General features: G+C 50.8%; 19 protein-coding genes. 16 read left to right on the plus strand and 3 right to left on the minus strand.

Translation table 11 applies throughout. From position 1 onward, the window contains the following. The first annotated feature begins 4 nt into the window (after nt 1-4). Together HHO50_RS04580 and HHO50_RS04585 are read left to right on the plus strand one after the other, a co-directional pair. A complete protein-coding gene (locus HHO50_RS04580; RefSeq protein WP_181304831.1) occupies nt 5-607 on the plus strand; it encodes a hypothetical protein in 603 nt (200 codons plus the stop codon). Between the two features lie 105 nt (nt 608-712). Next, the gene (locus tag HHO50_RS04585; RefSeq protein ID WP_181304832.1) at nt 713-1,405 is read left to right on the plus strand and encodes a hypothetical protein; all 693 of its coding nucleotides are present in this window, start codon (nt 713-715) and stop codon (nt 1,403-1,405) included. 341 nt (nt 1,406-1,746) lie between these two features. Here HHO50_RS04585 and HHO50_RS04590 read toward each other — a convergent pair whose 3' ends face one another. The 3 genes from HHO50_RS04590 to recF form a co-directional block, all read right to left on the minus strand. Beyond that, a complete protein-coding gene (locus HHO50_RS04590) occupies nt 1,747-2,322 on the minus strand; it encodes an acyl-CoA thioesterase (protein WP_181304833.1) in 576 nt (191 codons plus the stop codon). Between the two features lie 112 nt (nt 2,323-2,434). Beyond that, complete coding sequence (locus HHO50_RS04595; protein WP_255478599.1) at nt 2,435-2,761, minus strand: DUF721 domain-containing protein; 327 nt, start codon at nt 2,759-2,761, stop codon at nt 2,435-2,437. Between the two features lie 311 nt (nt 2,762-3,072). Continuing rightward, nucleotides 3,073-4,185 carry a DNA replication/repair protein RecF gene (gene recF / locus HHO50_RS04600; protein ID WP_181304834.1) on the minus strand — a complete coding sequence of 371 codons (1,113 nt, stop codon included), beginning with the start codon at nt 4,183-4,185 and terminating at the stop codon, nt 3,073-3,075. Nucleotides 4,186-4,323: 138 nt separating this feature from the next. Between recF and pdhA the strand changes: the two genes are divergently transcribed. The 14 genes from pdhA (at nt 4,324) to recJ (ending at nt 21,449) form a co-directional block, all read left to right on the plus strand. Next, a complete protein-coding gene (gene pdhA, locus HHO50_RS04605) occupies nt 4,324-5,370 on the plus strand; it encodes a pyruvate dehydrogenase (acetyl-transferring) E1 component subunit alpha (protein ID WP_181304835.1) in 1,047 nt (348 codons plus the stop codon). 97 nt (nt 5,371-5,467) lie between these two features. Then, a complete protein-coding gene (locus HHO50_RS04610; protein ID WP_181304836.1) occupies nt 5,468-6,190 on the plus strand; it encodes a tetratricopeptide repeat protein in 723 nt (240 codons plus the stop codon). Nucleotides 6,191-6,356: 166 nt separating this feature from the next. Further along, complete coding sequence (gene ribH, locus HHO50_RS04615) at nt 6,357-6,839, plus strand: 6,7-dimethyl-8-ribityllumazine synthase (RefSeq protein ID WP_181304837.1); 483 nt, start codon at nt 6,357-6,359, stop codon at nt 6,837-6,839. 416 nt (nt 6,840-7,255) lie between these two features. Beyond that, the gene (locus HHO50_RS04620) at nt 7,256-7,639 is read left to right on the plus strand and encodes a TraR/DksA C4-type zinc finger protein (RefSeq protein WP_181304838.1); all 384 of its coding nucleotides are present in this window, start codon (nt 7,256-7,258) and stop codon (nt 7,637-7,639) included. A gap of 15 nt (nt 7,640-7,654) precedes the next feature. Then, entirely contained in the window at nt 7,655-8,218 is a 564-nt protein-coding gene (gene scpB / locus HHO50_RS04625; protein WP_181304839.1) for an SMC-Scp complex subunit ScpB, read from the plus strand. Nucleotides 8,219-8,271: 53 nt separating this feature from the next. Then, nucleotides 8,272-10,101, plus strand: a complete 1,830-nt coding sequence (locus HHO50_RS04630; protein ID WP_181304840.1) for a pseudouridine synthase — start codon at nt 8,272-8,274, stop codon at nt 10,099-10,101. Between the two features lie 18 nt (nt 10,102-10,119). Next, nucleotides 10,120-10,836: a type III pantothenate kinase gene (locus tag HHO50_RS04635; protein ID WP_255478602.1), complete on the plus strand. Its 717-nt coding sequence runs from the start codon at nt 10,120-10,122 to the stop codon at nt 10,834-10,836. Then, a complete protein-coding gene (locus HHO50_RS04640) occupies nt 10,829-12,169 on the plus strand; it encodes a hypothetical protein (RefSeq protein ID WP_181304841.1) in 1,341 nt (446 codons plus the stop codon). The genes HHO50_RS04635 and HHO50_RS04640 overlap by 8 nt, the downstream gene beginning before the upstream one ends. Before the next feature lie 339 nt (nt 12,170-12,508). Continuing rightward, the gene (lptC, locus tag HHO50_RS04645) at nt 12,509-13,075 is read left to right on the plus strand and encodes an LPS export ABC transporter periplasmic protein LptC (RefSeq protein WP_181304842.1); all 567 of its coding nucleotides are present in this window, start codon (nt 12,509-12,511) and stop codon (nt 13,073-13,075) included. After that, complete coding sequence (locus HHO50_RS04650) at nt 13,072-13,230, plus strand: hypothetical protein (protein ID WP_181304843.1); 159 nt, start codon at nt 13,072-13,074, stop codon at nt 13,228-13,230. Before lptC ends, HHO50_RS04650 begins: the two co-directional genes overlap by 4 nt. A gap of 13 nt (nt 13,231-13,243) precedes the next feature. Further along, nucleotides 13,244-14,509, plus strand: a complete 1,266-nt coding sequence (locus HHO50_RS04655) for a hemolysin family protein (RefSeq protein WP_181304844.1) — start codon at nt 13,244-13,246, stop codon at nt 14,507-14,509. An 83-nt stretch (nt 14,510-14,592) separates the two neighbouring features. Then, nucleotides 14,593-16,698, plus strand: coding sequence for a peptidylprolyl isomerase (locus HHO50_RS04660; RefSeq protein WP_181304845.1), 2,106 nt, complete (start codon nt 14,593-14,595; stop codon nt 16,696-16,698). A gap of 166 nt (nt 16,699-16,864) precedes the next feature. Further along, the gene (locus HHO50_RS04665; RefSeq protein WP_181304846.1) at nt 16,865-18,685 is read left to right on the plus strand and encodes a tetratricopeptide repeat protein; all 1,821 of its coding nucleotides are present in this window, start codon (nt 16,865-16,867) and stop codon (nt 18,683-18,685) included. A 1,057-nt stretch (nt 18,686-19,742) separates the two neighbouring features. Further along, on the plus strand, nt 19,743-21,449 hold the full coding sequence (recJ, locus tag HHO50_RS04670; RefSeq protein ID WP_181304847.1) for a single-stranded-DNA-specific exonuclease RecJ: 1,707 nt from the start codon (nt 19,743-19,745) through the stop codon (nt 21,447-21,449). Nucleotides 21,450-21,485 lie beyond the last annotated feature (36 nt).

Raw genomic sequence — 21,485 nt, forward strand, 5'->3', positions numbered from 1 at the left:
AGAAATGAAAGAAAAATTATTTATTACGGTTGCCTCATTCCTTTTCTGTATCAGCACATTTGCACAAAAGCCGGAAATGGTCTATTACAACAAAAGCTGGGGTCTATTGGGTAGTACAGAAACGCTCCTGATTCCGGATAACTCAGGCTATCTCTTACAGCGAATATACTTAGGAAAGTTGGCAGGCTCGACAATCGATACTTTGCAAATAAAAGAAGGGAAACTGAAAGGAAAGAAGTTTGAAGTTTCCCTAACTGACAAAAGAATGGCTCTACACTTCACTGGGAAGGACAGTTGGAAAAAGAATCTAAAATTTAAGGAATTCGATTCCTGCAGTACATTTGTGAACCAAAGGCAAAACTCATATTATTCTTGGAACTTACATTACGACTTAGAACAATCTGCCAAAAAGAAGCTAGGCAATTCAAATGCTAAATGGGAAAACAGGCCAAAGCACGATTTAGAAGTCTTTTCTGTAAATTCTGTCAAAAGCGACAAAAGTATTTTTAGTAGGATGTGTCATGAAGAATTCAAACAGATTGCGGATTCAGTCTACAAATCAAACTATGCCTTGCTCAATGATATCGCATTAGGAGAAAGGAATTAGTAAAAAATAAAAAATTACTTGAGCTAACACTGTATAAACGTCACCTCGGCCGACGGCCTCCGCCGCCGCTTACACGAGGCCGTTGCGCGAAAACAGAAAACAACAATGATAACAGCAAGAGACCTATTATATCAAGCTTTAGACTATGACGGGTTTTGGAATACTTCCAAAAGTAGGATAGCTTCCAGACCATCACAATTACGTAAACTTCAATTAGAAAAACTTTTGGTTGGTTTTGGCATATCAAAAGTTAATGCTAAAAGTCACCATGCCCAGGTAAATAACGAACACACCATACAAATGGTAGACGTTGTTTCTGGGCATCATTCTAAATCAATGAATAGAACTGAGTACATAAAAACTTTGAACAACTTCAAATATTTTAGTACTGGAGAATTTATTGCTGACGCTTCTAAAGAAAAGTATCAAGGTGTTATAGACGGAATTATTTCTACCGCCAAAAGTATTTTTCCAGAACAATTGGAAAAGATAAATGAACAACCAGTAAATCTTACGGCTTTGTTTCGTGATTTATATCATTTTAGGCTTAGCATATACCACATGGCTAAATACGACTTCAGTAAGAAAAGAATGAAACTGTTTTCAATTGAAGACGATTATGCTTTGTATTTGCGAACAAGGTTTATTGAATCAATGGATGCTAATTTATCCGAAGTTGATGAAATTGTTTGTCTGCTAATTGACCCTGAAAAAAGAAGCCTTGAAGAAAATGAAATTGATTACCCAAACCATAACTTTGAAATTATAGATAAGGAGTGGGAAAATAAAAGTCGTTGACGAAATCTCCGCACAACAGCAGCTTTATAAAAGCAGGGCGGAAGGATATGAATTGAACAAATTATCTTTAGTCAACAACAGCAAGGACATGGAGAGGCAGGACAAATTTCCCTGCCTCCATAAGGCTGTAAAGCGTTAGGTTTTATTTAACATAAAGTTGCCTATCGGCTCAACCTTCTGGTTCTCTCTTACTATATCCTATAGGTTTTACAGATACTATTTTGCAGACTATGTAGGAAGGATGATGCGGAAGCGTTAAGGAGAACAAATCTGAAAGCAAGTCACATCTAGGATAACGAGGCATTTTTGGCCTGTTTTTACCAAAGCAGGCCAAAAACAGCTTACAATTTAAACCCCAGTTGGCACCGTTGCCCGGCCAGTGTAGAAATATTTTGGCGCAATTCCAGATTAGTCTTAATTTCCTTGAACTCGCGCTCAGACCGGGCTTTGATTTCTTTGCGCTGGATGGCCTCCATGAAGCGGCGGGCATCATCGGGGGTTTCCAGGAGCAGGCCGGGTACCTTGGCGGGTTTGTCGTCTTCGCCCTTGGCGACCATGGTAAAGTAAGACGTGTTGGTATGCTTCACGAAACCGGATTTCACGTTCTCGGCAATGACTTTAATGCCTACCATCAGCGAAGTTCGGCCCACATAGTTGATGGAGGCCATCAAACTCACCAATTCGCCCACTTCCACGGGCTGCAGAAAGTTTACGCCGTCTACTGTTACCGTTACGCAGTAATTACCGGCGTGTTTGGCCGCACAGGCATACGCCACCTTGTCCATAAGCGACAGCAGAATGCCCCCGTGAATCTTCCCCCCGAAATTGGCATAACTGGGAATCATCAACTCGGTGAGGGTGGTGCGGGAGTGGGAAACTGGTCGGTAAAAGTCTGGTTCTTGTAAAAGCTGCTGCATGGCCGTTTGTGGGCTGTTTCCCCAAAAGTAAGGCAAAACGGGAGAATGGTAGTTCGGCTTCGTTCTTCTATTTCAAGGGAAACAGGATCAATGTTACCGCAATTACGGGCAATTAGAGGAAGACCACGTCGTCAATCACCTGTTCGCCCATCTCAGAATTGATCAAGACCATCACTTTCCCTCTGGCCATGTTCAATTCATGCTTCAGCGGGGCCGAAGTAAGGCGCACGTATAGTTTGCGGTTGCGCACAAACACTTCCTGGGTTTTCAGGGAGATGGCTTTGCCCATGATTTTCTCCCAGGAACTTACCAACCGCACCTCGCTCAGTTTCCCGTTCAGTTTATAGGCTTTCAGCATGGCATCAATGCTATCTTTCAGGGAGATAGTATCGGCTTTGCGCATGAACGGACTTCTGGGGTTAAGCGGACGCAGGGACATAAGGGCTCTTTTTTAGTGGTGCTACGGCGCTAAGGTACTGTATTTGCAGGCGCTTTGGTGAGGCTTTGAATAGATGAATTTACCCACTTGGTTATCCCCAAATCCAGGTCAGTTATGCACGTCGGTTTTAGGTCTGATTATCAGGAAACAAGCCTAAAACACCTTTCCTTCATACGAGAGTTGTCTTCTTTTTACGGTGATGCAGGAGATTTATTTAGCAAAGAGATGCTAGTGCTTGTTGGCAAAAGCATCAACTTAGGTGAACAGCTCAAATCGCAAAATGATGCTAAAAACTAACAACTAAACACTAACTACTCCTCCTCAATGGTCTCAGCGGTACCTTCTGAGATTCTGAACCGGCGGATGTTGGTAGAGAGCGGCCGTAGGATTTTGTCGGTACGTTCCAGGTGGGTATCGGTCAGGAAAATCTGGCCGAAGGTGTTGTTGGCTACCAGTTGCATGAGCTGTTCAATGCGTTTCTGGTCAAGCCGGTCAAAAATATCGTCTAAAAGCAACAGCGGTTTCTGGCCGTTTTTCTGGGAAAGTACCTCAAACTGAGCCAGCTTAAGCGCGATGACGTAACTCTTCTGCTGCCCCTGTGACCCAAAGTTCTTCACGCTCTTGCTGTCCATCAGAAACACGAAATCATCTTTGTGCGGGCCCACGGTGGTGCGTTGCAGCAGCAGGTCTTTGCGCTGGCTCTGGTCTAGTAAGTACGCGTAGTTCTGCCGGGTCAATTGGCTCTGGTACGCCAAGGTCACTACTTCATGGGAATCTGACAAGTGGCGGTAATGGCGCTGGAACACGGGCTCAAACGTTTCCAGAAAGGCGGCCCGCCGAATGCTCAACTCCGTACCCAACGGCATCAGCTGTTCATCCAGCACTTGCAGGTACTCCTTGTCTACGTAGCTCTTTTCATAGAACTGCTTCAAAAGTGAGTTGCGCTGTTTGAGTACGTACGTGTATTGGATAAGCAAATCAAGGTAGGAGTGGTCCAGTTGCGCCATGAGGCTGTCAAAGAACTTGCGGCGTTCTTCGCTGCCTTCCCTGATTAAATCGGTGTCATACGGTGAGATCAAGACCACCGGGAACTTGCCCACATGCTCACTCACGCGGTCATAAGGGGCTTTGTTTAAGGTGATAATCTTTTTCTGACCCGTCTTTAAGTAACACTGAACCGCACTTACTTTTTCATCGGTTTTAAACCGGCCTCGTACAATAAAGTAGTCTTCGCCCTCTTTGATATTTTGCAGGTCTGAGGAGGTAAAGGCGCTTTTGGTGAGCGAAAGGTAATGGATGGCATCCAGCAGGTTGGTTTTGCCGCTGCCGTTGTTTCCAATGAAACAGTTGATGTGCGAAGAAAAAGGCAAAGTGGCTTCCTCGTAGTTCTTGAAGTGCAGGACGTGTAGATTTTCGAGGAGCATGAACTTGTTTACAGATTTTTACTTAATTTCGCATGTTATAATACCTTACAGAAGGGAGCCCGGGCTAAATCTACTCTGAAAAAGCCGGTTGGCAAGCTCTGATTTTTTGACTTAACCCTTACGAACCAACATACAAGTATGGCAGAGACGAAAGCAGCGAAGACGAATGATGCGAAAACGGCAAAGGTAACCGCTGCCCCAGCATTTTCAAAAGAGACCTACATGCGCTGGTATGAGATGATGCAACTCATGCGCAAATTTGAGGAGAAAGCCGGCCAGTTATACGGCCAGCAGAAAATCAAAGGTTTCTGTCACCTTTACATTGGGCAGGAAGCCTGTGCGGCCGGTGCCATCACCGCCCTCACCAAAGACGATAAATGGATCACCGCGTACCGCGACCACGCCCACCCGCTCGGGTTAGGCACCTCGCCCAACGCTGTCATGGCCGAACTGTACGCCAAAGCCACCGGCTGCTCTAAAGGCAAAGGCGGTTCCATGCACATTTTTGACAAAGAGGTAAATTTCGTAGGTGGCCACGGGATTGTAGGTGCGCAAGTGCCGCTTGGTGCCGGTCTGGCTTTTGCCGAGAAATACAACAAGACGGGCAACGTGTCCATCACGTACATGGGTGACGGTGCCGTACGCCAGGGTGCGTTGCACGAGGCCTTCAACATGGCCATGCTCTGGAAACTGCCCGCCATCTTTGTGGTAGAGAACAACGGGTATGCCATGGGTACCTCGGTACAGCGTACGTCTAACGTGACCGAACTGTACAAGCTTGGTTTGTCTTATGACATGCCCTCTGAGGCCGTGAACGCCATGCGTTGCGAAGACGTGCATGACGCCGTAGCCCGCGCTGCTGAGCGCGCCCGCGCCGGGGAAGGCCCAACGTTCTTAGAATTCCGGACTTACCGCTACAAAGGCCACTCCATGTCTGACCCGGCTAAGTACCGCACCAAAGAAGAACTGGAGAACTACCGCAACCAAGACCCCATTGAGAGCGTGCGTTTCACCATTCTGGAAAACAACTTCGCCACGGAGCAGGAACTAGAGGAAATTGACAACAAAATCAAGGCGCAGGTACAGGAGTCAGTTGACTTCGCGGAGAACTCTCCCTACCCAGAGGCAAGCGAATTATACACCGATATTTACGTAGAAAAAGACTATCCTTACGTGATGGACTAAAAAACCGCGCCCGTGGGAACCCCGCATAACAATTTGGGGTTCAACGGGCAAGGCTTTTTCTCAAGAACAGCATCTAAATCCTATTTTATAATTACTGATGTCAAATAACACAATCAAGCGCGAAGACGAACTGAAGCGGGAAGGCGAGTACGAGCTATTGGAAAACCCAGATGCGCTAGCCGACCGACTGTTAAAGTCTGAGAACTTTGTGGAGCGTAACAAAAACCTGTTCATCGGGGTGTTTGTGGCGATTGCCCTTGCCGTGGTAGGCGGGTTCCTGTATTACCAGAACCAGCAGACAAAGAACCAAGAAGCCTTAGCCGCCATGTTCCAGGCCGAGTACTATTTAGAGGCTGATTCTCTGAACAAAGCCCTGAACGGCGATGGCCAATACGAAGGCTTTAAAACCGTGGCCGATGAGTACGGCAGCACCAAAGCCGGTAAACTGGCTAACTTCTATGCCGGAATCGTTTCTTTGAAACAAGGCAAATACCAGGAGGCGTTGAACTACCTGGAAGAATTCAAGTCTGATGACCTTTTGCTGCAAGCCCGCGCCTACAGCCTGCAAGGCGATGCCAACCTGGAGTTAGGCAAAAGAGAGGAAGCCGCTTCCCTGTACAAGAAAGCCGCTGAGCACAAAGCCAACGACTTTTTCTCACCGCAGTACCTCCTGAAAGCGGCCGTAGCCTATGAAGCCGGTAACCAGTTCACCCAAGCCATTGAGGTGTATGACCGCATCATCGCAGATTATCCGCTAAGCCCAGAGGTAAACGATGCCAAGAAATACAAGGCCCGTGCCGAGGGATTAGCCAAGAAATAAGGCTCTTTGGAGTTCCATCAAAACAGAGCGGCGGCCGGAATTATTTTCGGCCGCCGCTCTGTTTTTTTATGCAAATTTGCGTACAACCGTTTCCGGGCTGGTTTTGGCAAAAAGAGCCGAAAACGCAGAGCCCAGGGAAACCCAATCTCTTAAAACTCCTTCAAAAATGGCAAGCGCCCTTAAAAACCTCAGTGCCTACAACTCAGATAACCTGCCAGACATCTCTGGTAAGAAATTTGGCTTGGTGGTGGCAGAATGGAACAAAGAAATCACCGATACCCTGTGCAAAGGAGCCTATGACACCTTACTCCAGCACGGGGCCAAGCCCGAGAACATTTACCGGAATACCGTGCCGGGCAGCTTTGAGCTCACCCTGGGCGCCCAGTTCCTGGCCCAGAGCAACGAGATAGACACAGTCATCGCCTTAGGCGTCGTCATCAAAGGCGAGACCAAGCATGATGATTATATCTGCCATGCCGTAGCCCAAGGTCTCACCCAAGTGGCGCTCAAGTTCAACAAGCCCGTTATCTTTGGTCTGGTGACCACCAATGATGAGCAGCAAGCCTGGGATAGAGCCGGCGGCAAGCACGGCAACAAGGGCGTAGAAGCCGCGGCCACCGCCATCCAGATGTTGAACTGGGTAAGCTAAGCAAATCAGTTATTCTTTAGAACAGGAAGGCCAGCTAGACAGTAGCTGGCCTTCCTGTTTTCTTACAGGGGCAAATGAAGAACAATTGTAAACATGCTCTTACAAAAACAGGAAGATGTAGAATTCAGAGCGCCTGTTTAGGATAGAACTAACTTGGTTTAGGAGCAGAAAAGAGGAGAATGTAGAGACTTAAAGCTAATGTGCCATAAATTTTAGCTATCAATTTGATACTCTGTTTAGTTTTCCGGAATAATAGCTGTATTTTTGCGCAAAAATTAAGCAGCCGGAACTTTTAAAAATCAGAGGATTATATAAATTCGGTGTATTTCTAAACTGAGTAAATCTGCTGGAATAATGGACTGTCTGCTCTTGCATACTAACAAACTATAGCTTAACCGTTACGAACCCCTAAAGCCATGAGTGAAGAAAAACAGCGGTATTCCCAAGAGGAATTGAACGAATTTCAGGAAATCATCATTGAGAAACTAACAAACGCTCGCAGAGAGGTGACTTTTATTAAGGAAACCTTGAGCCGCCGGAACGATGCAGGAACTGATAATACCGCCTCTACTTCTAAAGTATTGGAAGATGGGGCAGATACGCAGGAAAAAGAAAGCTTGAACCAGTTGGCGTCCCGGCAGTTGAAGTTTATCCAGCAGTTAGAGAATGCCCTCATCCGTATCAAAAACGGAAGCTACGGCGTTTGTATCAAATCTGGTAAACTGATCCCGAAGGAGCGTTTAAAGGCCGTGCCGCACACGCAGCACACCATTGAGGCCAAGATGAACCGCAACGACTAACCAACCGCACCTAATTTGAATCTATTACTGAACCATCTTCAGGCGCTCATATTTTGCGCCACCTCGCCCGTGTCTATTGAAGATTTGCAGAAATGCCTTTCTGAAGCACTGGTGACCGAGGTGAGCGTGAGTGATGTATTGGAGGGAATTGAGCAACTCAATGCTCAATTCTCTACCGATGCCTTTGCCTTTCAGATTTACGCCATTGGCGGCGGGTATCAGTATTTAACCAAACCGGCTTATCAAGATTCGGTTAGTATCTTGCTCAAGCATAAGTCTAAGAAGAAGCTTTCGGCTTCAGCCTTGGAGACCTTGGCCATCATTGCCTACAAACAACCTATTACCCGCTCCCAGATAGAGCAGATCAGAGGCGTGAGCTGTGACTACGCCATTCAGCGTCTGCTGGAGAAAGGCCTTTTGGAAATCAAAGGCAAAGCCAACACCATCGGCCGTCCGGTTCTTTTTGGCACCAGCCAGAAGTTCATGGAGCATTTCGGCATTAACCACCTCAAAGACCTTCCGCAACTCAGAGATTTGGCCCCGGAAGAGAACACCATCGGTGAAACCGCCGACCTGTAATTTAGAATCACATCCTTTTATACAGTAGCGATACTGCAGTTTTTCACAACAACATGGCAAGAAACGAAGACACGCCCCAAGAAGGCAACGACCGCGCACGGGATAATTCTCGCGGCGGCGAAAGAAAAGTATTTGGCAGAGGCACCCGCTTTGACCGCCCGGCTCCCGGCGACCGCGAAGGTGGCTTCCGCAACCGAGACAGAAATTCAGACAATTCAGATAGACCAGCCGGTGACCGCGCCCGTTCAGAAAGACCGCGCCGCGAAGATGACCGTGACGGAGATGTAAACACCAACCGCGAAAACAGAGAACGCGCGCCCAGAAGAGAAAACGACCGCCGTCCCGGCGATTTCCGTCCGGCAAGCGGCTTTGAAAGACCAGACAGAGGCAACGACCGTCGGGACGACAGACCGCGCGGGGATAATGACCGTTCAGACCGTAGACCAGCCAGAGAAGGCGGGTTCAACCGTTCTGAAGGCAAAGACACCCGCAGCGGTGGTTCTTTCCAAGACCGCCGGGAAGGCAACAGAGGCCCGGCCCGGGGCGGGGAGGAACGTGGCGGCGAACGTCGTTCTTTCAATAACCGTGATGACCGGGGCGGGGAGCGCCGTGGTGCAGACCGTCCGTCTTTTGGCGCTGGCAGAGATGACAGCCGCCCAGCCCGTGGCGGTGACCGCCGGGAAGGAGGTTTCTCTTCTGACCGCAACGAACGCGGTAGTTTCAACCGCGGCGGCGATGACCGCAGAGAAAGAAGCGGAGACAGAGAAGGCAGCGGCTTCAACCGGGGCGGTGACCGCCGTGATGATAGAAGCGCTGACCGTCCTACAGATAGACGCAATGACGCTCCCCGCGAAAACCGGCCGTTTTCCGGAAATCGGGACGAAAACCGTTCTGAGCGTCCGGCCCGCCGAGAAGGTGACCGACCATTTGACCGCAACGCTCCCCGTGAAAACCGGGGCCGCGATGACCGTTCTTCGTCTTTCCAGAAACGGGATGACCGTCCGGAGCGCAGTAACAGCCGTCCAGACCGCCATGACCGTGCTGGCAGAGACCAAAACAGAGGTTCAAAAGAGGGCCGTTTTGGCCAAAACAATGAAGAAACGCAAGAAGCGCCTTTCTACAACCTGAAACGCTACGAAGAGCGCCGGAAGAAAAGAGATGACTCCTACGGAAACGAAGACCTGCGCCTGAACCGCTACATCGCTAACGCCGGTATCTGTTCTCGCCGTGAGGCCGACGAACTCATCGCCGCAGGCGAAATCAAGGTAAACGGAGAGGTGGTAACGGAGATGGGCTATAAAGTAGCGCCCACTGATACCGTGCAATACGGCCGCAAAACCCTGAGCCGCGAGAAAACGGTGTACGTGCTCCTGAACAAACCAAAAGATTTCCTGACCACTACTGATGATCCTGAGGGCCGTAAAACCGTGATGGATCTGATAAAGAATGCCTCCAAAGAGCGTATGTTCCCGGTAGGCCGTCTGGACAGAAACACCACCGGTTTGCTGCTTTTCACCAATGACGGGGAACTGGCCCAGAAGCTGACGCACCCTTCCAACAAGATCTCCAAGATCTACCAGGTGGAGCTGGACAAGCCCATTACCCAGGAAGATGTGAAGAAGATCCAGGAAGGCATTGAGCTGGAAGACGGCAAAGCCGAAGTAGATGACGTGGCTTTGTTAGGAGGCAGCAACAAATTCTTAGGCTTAGAAATCCATATTGGCCGGAACCGCATCGTGCGCCGCATCTTTGAACACCTGGGCTATGACGTAGTAACGCTAGACCGCGTGCAATATGCAGGCTTGACCAAGAAAGACCTGCCAAGAGGCAACTGGCGCTTCCTGTCAGAAAAAGAAGTAGTTCGGCTGAAATACTTTATGTAATCTGTCATCGTTCCTAGAATGCTGAATCTGGCAATAGACCGGGGGAACACCCGCATCAAGGCCGGTCTTTTCCAAGACGGGCTTTTGGTGCAACAATATACCTGCCCAGACTTTCCCGCCTTAGGGAAAGAACTGGCGGGAATTTCCCTGCAAAACGCCATTATGTCTTCGGTGAGTCAGGAATCCGCAGCGTTGGTGCAGCATATTCCGGTGACGGGGCACCGGGTTTTGTTCCATGCCCAGACCCCGGTGCCGGTGCACAACCACTATGGAACACCTCACACGTTGGGCGTAGATAGGTTAGCGGCCGCAGTAGGGGCACAGTACCTGTTCAAAGGGCAGCACTGCCTGATTATGGACGCGGGCACCTGCATTACCTATGACCTGCTAGACGCTGATGGTACCTTCCAAGGGGGAAGCATTTCGCCGGGCATTACCATGCGGTACCAGGCGGTGCATACCTTCACCGGCAAGCTGCCGCAATTGGAAGGTTATGAGCTACCACCCAGGCCAGGCAAAACCACCGCTGAGGCTATAAAAGGAGGAATTCTTTACGGCGCGGTGGCCGAGGCAGAAAGCATGATCCAACATTATGAGCGTCAATACAAACCACTAACGGTTATTCTGTGCGGCGGCGACGCCCCGTTTTTTGAAAGTACAGTAAAAGCACGCATCTTTGTCATTCCCGAATTGGTTTTAATCGGGTTAAACCGAATACTTGAGTATAATGTATAAGCCTTTCCGCGCTCTGTTATTGATCTCTGGCCTAGCAATTGGGTCACAACACCTACAGGCGCAACAGCTCTCCAACTCCCCTTATTCCCGCTTTGGCGTGGGCGATATGGTGCACGGCTCCACTTCCATCCGGAGTGCCGGCATGGGGCAGGTAGGGGTAGCCACCGGTAGTGCTGGTCTCATCAATGACCAGAACCCGGCCTTGCTGTACTACAACAGCTCCGTCACGTTTGAAGCCGCTGTGGCTTCTGAACTGAAACGGTTATCTGATAAAAACACCTCGCAGGTAGACGGTACCGCCAATCTGGGGTACTTGGGCCTTTCTTTGCCCATCTCCCGTAGGTGGACTACTTCTATTGGGTTACGGCCCTATAGCCGGGTAAACTTCTCTACCATCTCCAGTGCCCCGGTGGCCGGAGCCGAAGCCACGGTTACTTCTTACAATGAGTACACCGGCAGCGGCGGTCTAAACGAAGTGTACTTTGCGCACGGCATCAGAATCGCCAACGGCTTAACTGCGGGCGTGTCTGGGTCTTACCTGTTCGGGACTATTGACCGGCAGGAATCCACCATTCTGGTAGACAGCCAGGATTCTACCAGTGCGCTGCAAAAGACCTTGATTCACACCACCTCCAGGTATTCTGGCCTTGCGTTCAAAGGAGGGCTGCATTACCGGAGAAAAATAAGTGACAAAGCCAGCTTGGCCATAGGAGGAACCTACACCGGCAAAGCCAACATAGAAACCGACCGGCAGACCGCGCAGGAACGCCGGTATCTGGATGAGTCGGTTATCTCCAGCCTGGTGACGGACAGCCTGGAAGGCTATACCACGGTGCCGCAGATGTTACAGCTAGGCTTGGCGTATGACAACAACAAGAACTGGTCTGTAGGGGCAGATTATACCCGCGTGACAGGATCAAACTACAGAGGCTTCAGCTTAAACAAGGAGGCAGGCCGCCAGGAATTAGGCGACGGCTACAGAATTGGCGTAGGAACGGAAATCACGCCAGATGCCGGTTCTGTGAGTTCTTACCTGCAAAGAGTAACCTACCGTTTTGGCGGCTACTATGGTAATTCACAGATCAACGCCATCTCAAGAGGAAACACTGTTGCCAGCCCGCATGACCTGCAGGACATGGCCCTTACCTTCGGCTTCTCCCTTCCGTTGGGAAGAGGCGTACGGCCGCCAGATTATACCCAGGCTTTGCTGAACACCAGTTTTACGGTAGGCCAGTTAGAAGCCAAGAACACCGGACTGAAAGAACAGTACTTGCGGGTAAACATAGGCGTGACCTTCAACAACAGATGGTTTGTGAAACGGAAGTTTGATTAGAGCATGTTTAAATTTTGGTTTCGTAAGCAAAAACGGCAAGCGTGAGGTTCTGCGAAAACGGTTCTTGCAATGGCCGTTTGCCGCACGAAAGACCAAGTTTAAACATCCGAACCTGTTTAGAATGTTTCATTAACTGGCATTTAAAGAAATTCCTTTGGTGCAAGCGTCCACTTATGACATCGTTTTTAGCCTGCTTTTATGAAAACAGGCATAAAACTCTAAACAGCTTCATCCCTTAGCACTCAAGTTCACGTTACACTCCAGACAAAAGAAAGACAGATACCAGGCCCCTCAATCTACTGCTGATTTTTGGGTCTGGTATCTGAACCGTTTAAAGGAATGAGTACTTTGATTCAAATTCTGTTGAAAACATACGGGGGCACCAGAGCTTCTCTCTTAGCAGCGTTGCTCCTGAGCGCGTTCAGCTGGAGTTGCCAGCAGGGAGAAGAGACCATCAAACCCATTGAGTACAACGGCCCTTCCTCAGAAACCTACAACCAGGTAACCATTTACAGCGACTCAGCTAAAATGAAGCTGAAGTTGAGCGCCCCGGTAGAACAACAGCTACAGAACGGAGACATCATCTATCCCAAAGGCATGTACATCACCTTTTACGAGGAAGAAACGCCTACTACCATCATTACCGCCAAATACGGTCGGTATGACAAAGCCAAAGACCAATACTTTGCCCGCAATGATGTGGTGGTAAAGAACATTGTAAAAAAAGAACAGCTAAACACCGAGGAACTATTCTGGGAGCGTCAAAAGCAAAGCATCTTCACAGACAAGTTTGTACGTATCACCAGTGTAGATGAAGTAGTGACCGGGGTAGGCCTTACCGCCAAACAAGACTTCTCTGACTATACCTTAAAACAATTCTCCGGCTCTTTTGTGTTGAAACAATGAACTTAAAGCAAACCATATACATGGCGCTGGCCGTCGCTTTCCTGGTGATTGGCGTGCATCAATCCATGGTGAATGGGGTGGTGGAAAGTTATTGGATCATTATGTTATCTATTATCTTTCTCATGCTTTTCCGTATGAACAAGGCAAAACCCTGATTTTCCCTGCTTCATGGACTCTGACAATTCGTACATAGCTGCCGCGGCAGGACTTCTGCTGTTAGTGCTCTTCAGCGTGGCAGAGATAGCCATGCGGCAGATAGGGCGGGCTTACATCCGGTTACAGGTCACGGAGAACCCCAACTCCCTGCTGGGCTTTCTCCTGTGCCGCGAAAAAAGGACAATGCTCACCATCCAGTTAGGGCTGGGGCTGGGCTTGTTACTGCTGGGGCTTGGTTTGTTTGGGGGTTTTTCGGCTGTTTTTCAAAAATACCTCCCAAACCAGGTGGCCCTTGGGTTGGCAGGCCTCGCTACGGTAGTGGCCACATGGCTGCTGTTTCTGCTGTTGGGAATACTGGCAAGCCTGATTTCTCCGGCCCGTCTGCTCAAGGGCGTGGCCCCGTTCATCGCCTTTTCCTTTGTGCTGTTCTACCCCGTCACGTTGCTCATAAACGCCGTTTTAAGCCTGTTTTCTGAAAAAGACGGCGAAAATGACGCCGAAGTGTTGGCCAACGCGCTGGCGTATCAGCCTTTCGCCGTAAGGCTGCATACCCCCGATGAGATAGTGCTGGCGCCTTCCAGTGAGGTAGACAGCAAGATTTTCAACAAAGCCCTGGAGTTCAAGAATGTGAAGGTGCGGGAGTGCATGGTGCCGCGCACCGAGATTGACGCCATAGAACTGGAAGACGGGGTAGAGGCGCTTCGGCAGGCGTTTATTGAGACCGGCCATTCCAAAATCCTCATCTACCAAGACTCCCTGGATCATATCTTAGGGTACTGCCATCAGTTCTCGCTCTTCAGCAACCCCGCCACCGTTGAGGAAATCCTGACGCCCATGGAGGCCGTGCCCGAAAACCTGCTGGCCCGCGAGCTCTTTGTGAAATTCATTACCGAGCACCGCAGCATTGTGCTGGTGCTGGACGAGTTTGGCGGTACCTCAGGCATTGTGACCCTGGAAGACGTGATGGAAGAGATTCTGGGCGATATCAACGATGAGTACGATGAGGAAGATTTGCTGGAGCAAGCCCTGCCCGAACCAAACTCCTACCTCTTCAGTGCCCGCCAGGAAATTGATTACCTCAACGACAAATACAATCTCCACCTCCCCGAAGGCGACTATGAAACTTTAGGCGGCTTTATCTTGTCTGTACTGGAGGAAATACCCTCAGCGGGCGACGTAGTAGTGGTTCCGCCGTTTGAGATACGCATCCTTTCCATGGACGAGCACCGCATCAATACGGTACATCTTACCGTAAGGTTAGCCTCCCCAGAAGAATAACCTGCGTTATAGACACTTATATTTTGATTTTATCACATATTGCGATTATTTTGCATAACGCTTAAAATACGTTTACTACTTACATGGCATTAATTAACAAGATTAGGGAGAAGTCAGGGTTTGCTATTGGCGCAATTGCTATTGGCTTGCTCATTTTCATTGTGTTGGGAGACCTGCTAGGGCCTAATTCACGGTTGTTCGGGAACGATATGGTGGTAGGGGAGGTTGCCGGGCATGAAGTGTCTGTGCAGGAGTTTGAGGCCATGTTTGAGGAGGCCAGAAATAACTACGCCAGCCAATACGGGCGCCAGCCTTCAGAGGCAGAGACGGCTTCTCTGCGTGAGCAGACCTGGAACCAGTTAGTGTTCAAGTATGCCTTTGAAGAAGAGTTTGAGAAAGTAGGCCTGGGCATTTCTGAAGACGAGCAGGTAGACATGGTACAAGGACGTAACGTGCACCCCGCCCTGAAACAAATGTTCACTGACCCCCAGACCGGGCAATTCAACGTAGAGCAGGTAAAACAGACGTTGCGCAACCTGGGCAGCATGCCTCCAGAGCAACAAGCCGCCTGGCGTAAATACGAGCAGGATCTGGCCACAGACCGCCTGCGTAACAAATACTACAACCTGTTCACGTTCTCTAACTACGTGACCACCGAAGAAGCCAAGCGCTTCAACGCCGAGCAAAACACCAAGGCGAGCATCACCTCATTGTTTGTTCCTTACTTCAGCATCGCAGATTCAACGGTGAAAGTAACCGATGACCAACTGAGCGAGTACCTGAACAAAAACAAGAAGAAATTTGAAGTAGAAGAAGGCCGTTCCATCACCTACGTAACCGTGCCGGTATCTGCTTCCGGCGAAGACAGTGCAGACTACAGCAAAGAAACCGCTGAATTGGCTGCCCGTTTTGCCGCCACTGAGAACGACTCTCTGTTTGTGAAAGCAGAGTCAGATACTCCGTTCAACCCAGCCTACGTGCCCGCCAATGAGTTGCCGGAAGAACTGAAAACCCAAACCCTGGAGCAAGGCAAACTGTATGGCCCTTTCGCCCAGAACGGAAACTTCAGCCTGTATAAGATCATGGACGTGAAAGAAGGCGGCCCCGCTTCTGTACGCGCCAGCCACATCTTAATCAAGCCAGACAACACCACCCCAGAAGCCAAAGCCGCCGCGAAAGCCAAAGCCCAGGGTATCTTAAACCAGATCAAAGGTGGGGCGAACTTTGCTCAGTTAGCGGCCCAGCACGGTACTGACGGAACTGCCTCTATGGGCGGTGACCTGGGTTGGTTCACTGAGGGCCGGATGGTGCCAGCCTTTGAGAAAGCCGTATTTAGCGCTCCAGGGGTTGGGCTGTTGCCAAACCTGGTAGAAACCGACTACGGCTACCACATTGTGAAAATCACGGAGCCTAAAACTACCAAGACCTATCAGGTAGCACAGGTCACCCGCGCGTTAACCCCAAGCGACAATTCCCGTGAGTTCGCCTTCGGCCGGGCCGGTGCCATTGCCGCCAACAGCTCAGACCTGGAGTCTTTCAACAAAGCAGTAGCCAGTGAGAAAGGGGTGATGAAAGCCGAAGCCAAAAACATCACCGCGGCTGACCGGGCCGTGAACAACCTACAGAATGCCCGGGAACTGGTGCGTTGGGCTTTCTCTGAAGACACCAAAGAAGGTTCTGTCTCTCCGGTAATCACCATGGATGACCAATACGTAGTAGCGGTGTTAACCGGCAAACGCGAAAAAGGAACGGCCAAAGTAGAAGATGTACGGGAAGAACTAACTGCTCTGGTTCGCAATGAACTGAAAGCGGAGAAAATCAAAGACAAATTGGCTTCCCTTTCTGGCCCGTTAGATCAGATAGCGGGTAAATACGGCCCAGATGCCATTGTTCGTCCTGCCAATGACGTGACCTTGGGTGCCGCTAACATCCCGGGTTTAGGATTTGAGCCAGTAGTGGTAGGGAAAGCATTCGGCCTGAAACCAGGGCAGCGTACCGCGCCAATTGACGGAGAAGGCGGCGTGGTGATTGTGGAACTAGCCAGCATCAGCCCTGCCACTCCGGTTGCCGATGTAGCTTCTATCAAACAACAATTGCAAGGAACCCGCGCCGGACGTGTACAAGGTGCCCTGTATGAGGCCGTACGCAAGAACGCCAAGATTGAAGATAACCGCGTTCGGTTCTTCTAAGACCAACCGTTTATAAGAAACATTGCAAGAGCCGCGCCACCCAGCGCGGCTCTTGCGTTTTAAAGCTGTCCTGTTTGGCGTCTGTTTTTAGAAAAACGGGCTTAAAACAGTATATTGAATACCCGTAGAATACGTTAAGGGAGAATAGCTTAGCTGGAGAATAACCATGAAGAGATTATTGTTGATGTGGGCACTGGTGGTAGGATGCCTCACAATGGTTGTGCCGCCTAGTAGGGCCCAGGGAGTTCCAGAGCAGATGGCCTTGGCCAAAGAATACCTGCGCCAAAACGAATTCGGCAAAGCCGAGGCCCTGTTCAGCAAACTAATAGAGCATGACATCCAATTTGGCTTGGTGTACCCAGATTACCTTAAAACCCTGCTGGCCCTACGCAACTTCAAAGAGGCCGACAAACTGGTGAAGCGGGCGCAAAAGAAATATCCGGGCGTGCCCGCGTACGCCATAGATGAAGGGCGCGTCCTGCAAGCCGCGGGCAACGCCGCCGCCGCCGAGAAGGCCTGGGCGCAGGTAGTGCAAACCACCACCCCAGAGAATGTGTATGGCGTGGCTACCGCGTTCCAGCAGGCAGATCTGTTTCCCTACGCAGAGCAGGCCTACCTGAAGGCCCGGCAACTGAGCGGAAGCGAGAAGACATTCGCGGCACAGTTGCTACAGCTGTATGCTTACCAACGCAAAACAGATCTGTTGGTAGACGAAGTATTGCGGCAGGTGAAAAGCAACAGCGTGCCGCTGATGTATGCCCAGAACATGCTGCAAAACACCCTGCGTGACGAGGAATCCCTTGCCATGCTGGAGCAGCGGCTCATGACCGACGTGCAGGCCGAACCAGATGCCACGCCCGTACAGGAACTGCTCATCTGGACGCTGCTGCAACGCAAGGACTTCGGCCCCGCCCTGCTGCAAACCCGCGCGCTAGACCGCCGCACCCAGGGCGGAGGTGCCCGCGTACTTTCCATGGCCGACATCAGCCTTCGGAACAAAGATTACGAAACCGCCATTGAGGGCTATACCTACGTGATGCAGCAATACCGTTCCGGAGATTTGTACCCCATCGCGCGGCAGCGCATCATTCAGGCCCGCGAAGAACAGGTGAAGAATACGTTTCCGCTGGACAAAGAGAAGATAAAGCTGCTGGCGCAGGAATACGAAGCCCTTCTGCAGGAACTGGGCCGCAGCGACCGTACCGCCGAAGTCATCAAAGAACTGGGCGAACTGCAGGCCTTCTATTTAGAGGCGCAGCCGGAGGCCGTGAAGAACCTGCAGGAAGTCATTGCCATGCCCCGGGCAAAACCCAACGTAGTGGCCGAAGCCAAACTGATCTTAGCCGATGTGTACCTGCTACGCGGAGAACCGTGGGAAAGCACGCTGCTCTACAGCCAGGTAGAAAAAGCGCACAAAGAACAGCCGCTGGGCTATGAGGCCAAACTCCGCAACGCCCGGCTCAGCTACTACAAAGGCGATTTCGAGTTGGCCCAAAGCCACCTGGATATCCTAAAACTAGCCACCAGCCGCGAAATCGCGAATGATGCCCTGGACTTGAGTTTGCTCATCATTGACAACACGGGTATGGATACCTCTATGGCGGCACTCAAGGAATACGCCGCCATTGATTTCCTGGTGTTCCAGCACAAGTACCCCGAGGCGATGGCCGCCTTGGACAAACTGCTCACCAAATACCCCGGCCACAGCCTCACCGACGAGATCTATTTCCAGAAGGCAGAACTGCTGCAATTGGTAGGGCAGTTTCCGGAGGCCGCCCAAAACCTGCAACTGATCATTGACAACCCCAAATACGATATCCTCTCAGATGACGCGCTTTTCCTCTTAGCCAAACTAAACGAAGAGAACCTGAAACAACCCGAGAAAGCCCAGGAACTCTATAACCAACTCTTGGTGAAGCACCCAGGCAGCGTGTTTGTAGCCGAGGCCCGGAAACGGCTTCGGAAGTTGAGGGGAGATAAGGTCTAACAGCAAAGTCCCGGGTTGTTTTAAAGCTGATTTTCAAAAACCAGCCTGAAAACAACCCGGGGCTTTTACCCAAAGCAGGGAGGCGGAATGCGTAACCTTCCACCACAATAAGTACGGAGACAGCATTCCGTTATCCTATTTTTCCTCCTGGAAGGATCTTGTGGGCAAACCAGAATAGCCTTGATGGAGCGCAATTGCCGTTCGCCACCAAGATCCTTCCAGGAGGACAACAAGAAAAGTATGTCAAACTAATTGTGTCCGCGTACTTGGCAGGATTTGCCTTTTCCCCAACAACACGGTGGAGCGTACCCACTTATTTTCGGGTCATTTTTAGAAAATAGGCTGTAAGCGGTATTGGCGCAGACGCTCGCAGGTCTAAAGACGCTGCAAGGTCATTTGAGTGGGCGGTATAGCGTGGGGAGACAGAACCCACCCCTACCCCCCCTCTGAGGAGGGGAACACGCCTTACGCCTTTGAAGGAGAAGGGAATGCGTGCAAGAGACAAGGCAGTGCCTTCTACAGGTTCTATCAGAACCTCCCCTGCTACTTTCCCAGTTCCAGTCTTCCCCGGGCGCGCCTCGCTTTTGGCCCTAGACAGACAAAACTAAGAGCAAAGGACTTCCCGGGCCCAGAGGGCAGTGCGAGAGGGGAAGACGGCCCCCCGCGGCCGTGAGCGCACGGAGGGCAGCAATGCAACAACCAAGCGTAAGAGCCTCGCATCAGCCAGCCACCACGCCAGCGAAAGCAAGCTGCGTGCACAAAGAAAGCCACTACGCTTTTCAGGCCTGTTTTTCAGAAATCACCCCTAAAACGCTAGTCCCGGAAGAAGATAAACAGAATGGCCAGGAACAGGAAGAAAGACAGGTACATGAGGCTGTCTACCAAGCCATAGTCTTTGTACTTATGGTAAAACTCTTTTAATCTTTTCACGGGAGTAACGCTATATGGAAGGTTCTGTCGTTTAAAAACACCAAGGTACCGAAACGAGTGCCCGGTTCTCTCACAGATTTCGTATTTTTGTGACCTCATTTCACAGACCAAGCCGCAGCAACAACCGATGCAGAAACGATGGGTAGTAAAGGACGCGCCGGACGCCGCAAAAGTACAGAAGATAGTTGATAGCCTGAACATAGGCGCCACGTTGGCGGCCATTCTCTGCCAGCGCGACATTTGCACCTTTGACGAGGCAAAAGCCTTTTTCCGTCCCTCGCTGGAAGACCTGCACGACCCATTCCTGCTCAAGGACATGGACAGAGCCGTGAACCGGTTGGTAGAAGCCTTGCGCCAACAGGAACGCATTCTCATCTACGGCGACTATGACGTGGACGGCACCACCTCGGTCGCGTTGGTGTACGGATTTCTGCAGTCGTACTTCCAGGATAGGATTGAGTACTACATCCCAGACCGCTACGCCGAAGGCTACGGCATCTCGTTCCAGGGCATTGATTGGGCTCAGGAAAATGGGTACAGTCTGATTATCTCTCTTGACTGCGGCGTGAAATCCATTGACAAGATCGCGTATGCCAACACCAAAGGCATTGATTTCATTATCTGCGACCACCACTTACCCGACGATGAACTGCCCCAGGCCGTGGCCGTGCTGGACGCCAAACGTGCCGATTGCCCGTACCCGTACAAAGAGCTGGCCGGTTGTGGCGTGGGCTTTAAGTTCATGCAAGCCTTTTGTCAGCACCAAGGCATTAACGAGGAACCGCTTTTTGAGCTGCTGGATCTGGTAGTCGTGAGCATTGCCGCCGACATTGTGCCCATCACGGGCGAGAACCGCATTCTGGCCTACCACGGCTTGCAGCGCCTGAACAACGGCGTGCTGCGCCCCGGCCTGCAAGCCCTCAAAGAACTGGCCGAGCTGCGCAGTGAACTGGATATCACGCAAATCGTCTTCGGGTTTGCACCGCGCATCAACGCCGCCGGGCGTATGGGCGATGCCAAACGCTCGGTGGCCATGCTGTTGGCCAAAACGAAGGAAGAGGCCGATGAGATGGTGAAGAAGATCAATGTCTCCAATTCAGAGCGGCGCGGCCATGACACCAGCATTACCAAAGAAGCGCTGCAGATGATTGAGGAGGATGATTTCCTGCGCAGCGCGCGCTCTACGGTTTTGTTCAAAGAGAACTGGCACAAAGGCGTAGTGGGTATTGTGGCCTCGCGCTGCATTGAGAAATACTACCGCCCTACCATCATCCTCACCGAGTCTAACGGCAAAGCCACCGGCTCTGCCCGTTCAGTACATGGCTTTGACGTGCACCAGGCTATTGTGGCTTGCGCAGACCTGCTGGATCAATTTGGTGGGCACATGTATGCGGCCGGGCTTACCTTACCGGTAGAGAACGTGCCTGCGTTTAGGGCGCGTTTTGAGCAAATTGTGGTAAATACCATTCTGGAGGAACAGTTGGTACCCATGGTAGAAATTGACATGCCGCTGGAACTGAGCCAGATCAGGCCCAACTTCTTCAACATCCTGAAACAGATGGAACCCTTTGGCCCGGGCAACATGGCCCCCGTGTTCATGAGCACCTGCGTGTATGACACCGGCTCGGCCCGGGTGGTAGGAGACGCCCACCTGAAACTTCGCCTCACCCAAGACGGCGAAACCTTCTTTGACGCCATCGCCTTCGGCATGGCCGAGTACTACCCGCGCATCCAGAAAGGCATTCCGTTTGATGTGTGCTATTGCGTGGAGGAGAACGTGTTCCGGGGGACTACCACGTTGCAACTGCGCATCAAAGACATCCGCTTCGCGTAGGAAACCCAAGCGCGGTTTATAGCCCGTTTTTCCAAA

Source organism: Rufibacter sp. XAAS-G3-1, assembly GCF_013623775.1.
Classification (GTDB): domain Bacteria; phylum Bacteroidota; class Bacteroidia; order Cytophagales; family Hymenobacteraceae; genus Nibribacter.

Excerpts from the sequence above, each read along its gene's own strand:
- HHO50_RS04580 (WP_181304831.1), top strand. The coding sequence starts at position 5 with ATGAAAGAAAAATTATTTATTACGGTTGCCTCATTCCTTTTCTGTATC.
- HHO50_RS04585 (WP_181304832.1), top strand. The coding sequence starts at position 713 with ATGATAACAGCAAGAGACCTATTATATCAAGCTTTAGACTATGACGGG.
- HHO50_RS04590 (WP_181304833.1), bottom strand. The coding sequence starts at position 2,322 with ATGCAGCAGCTTTTACAAGAACCAGACTTTTACCGACCAGTTTCCCAC.
- HHO50_RS04595 (WP_255478599.1), bottom strand. The coding sequence starts at position 2,761 with ATGTCCCTGCGTCCGCTTAACCCCAGAAGTCCGTTCATGCGCAAAGCC.
- recF (WP_181304834.1), bottom strand. The coding sequence starts at position 4,185 with ATGCTCCTCGAAAATCTACACGTCCTGCACTTCAAGAACTACGAGGAA.
- pdhA (WP_181304835.1), top strand. The coding sequence starts at position 4,324 with ATGGCAGAGACGAAAGCAGCGAAGACGAATGATGCGAAAACGGCAAAG.
- HHO50_RS04610 (WP_181304836.1), top strand. The coding sequence starts at position 5,468 with ATGTCAAATAACACAATCAAGCGCGAAGACGAACTGAAGCGGGAAGGC.
- ribH (WP_181304837.1), top strand. The coding sequence starts at position 6,357 with ATGGCAAGCGCCCTTAAAAACCTCAGTGCCTACAACTCAGATAACCTG.
- HHO50_RS04620 (WP_181304838.1), top strand. The coding sequence starts at position 7,256 with ATGAGTGAAGAAAAACAGCGGTATTCCCAAGAGGAATTGAACGAATTT.
- HHO50_RS04630 (WP_181304840.1), top strand. The coding sequence starts at position 8,272 with ATGGCAAGAAACGAAGACACGCCCCAAGAAGGCAACGACCGCGCACGG.
- HHO50_RS04635 (WP_255478602.1), top strand. The coding sequence starts at position 10,120 with ATGCTGAATCTGGCAATAGACCGGGGGAACACCCGCATCAAGGCCGGT.
- HHO50_RS04640 (WP_181304841.1), top strand. The coding sequence starts at position 10,829 with ATGTATAAGCCTTTCCGCGCTCTGTTATTGATCTCTGGCCTAGCAATT.
- lptC (WP_181304842.1), top strand. The coding sequence starts at position 12,509 with ATGAGTACTTTGATTCAAATTCTGTTGAAAACATACGGGGGCACCAGA.
- HHO50_RS04650 (WP_181304843.1), top strand. The coding sequence starts at position 13,072 with ATGAACTTAAAGCAAACCATATACATGGCGCTGGCCGTCGCTTTCCTG.
- HHO50_RS04655 (WP_181304844.1), top strand. The coding sequence starts at position 13,244 with ATGGACTCTGACAATTCGTACATAGCTGCCGCGGCAGGACTTCTGCTG.
- HHO50_RS04660 (WP_181304845.1), top strand. The coding sequence starts at position 14,593 with ATGGCATTAATTAACAAGATTAGGGAGAAGTCAGGGTTTGCTATTGGC.
- HHO50_RS04665 (WP_181304846.1), top strand. The coding sequence starts at position 16,865 with ATGAAGAGATTATTGTTGATGTGGGCACTGGTGGTAGGATGCCTCACA.
- recJ (WP_181304847.1), top strand. The coding sequence starts at position 19,743 with ATGCAGAAACGATGGGTAGTAAAGGACGCGCCGGACGCCGCAAAAGTA.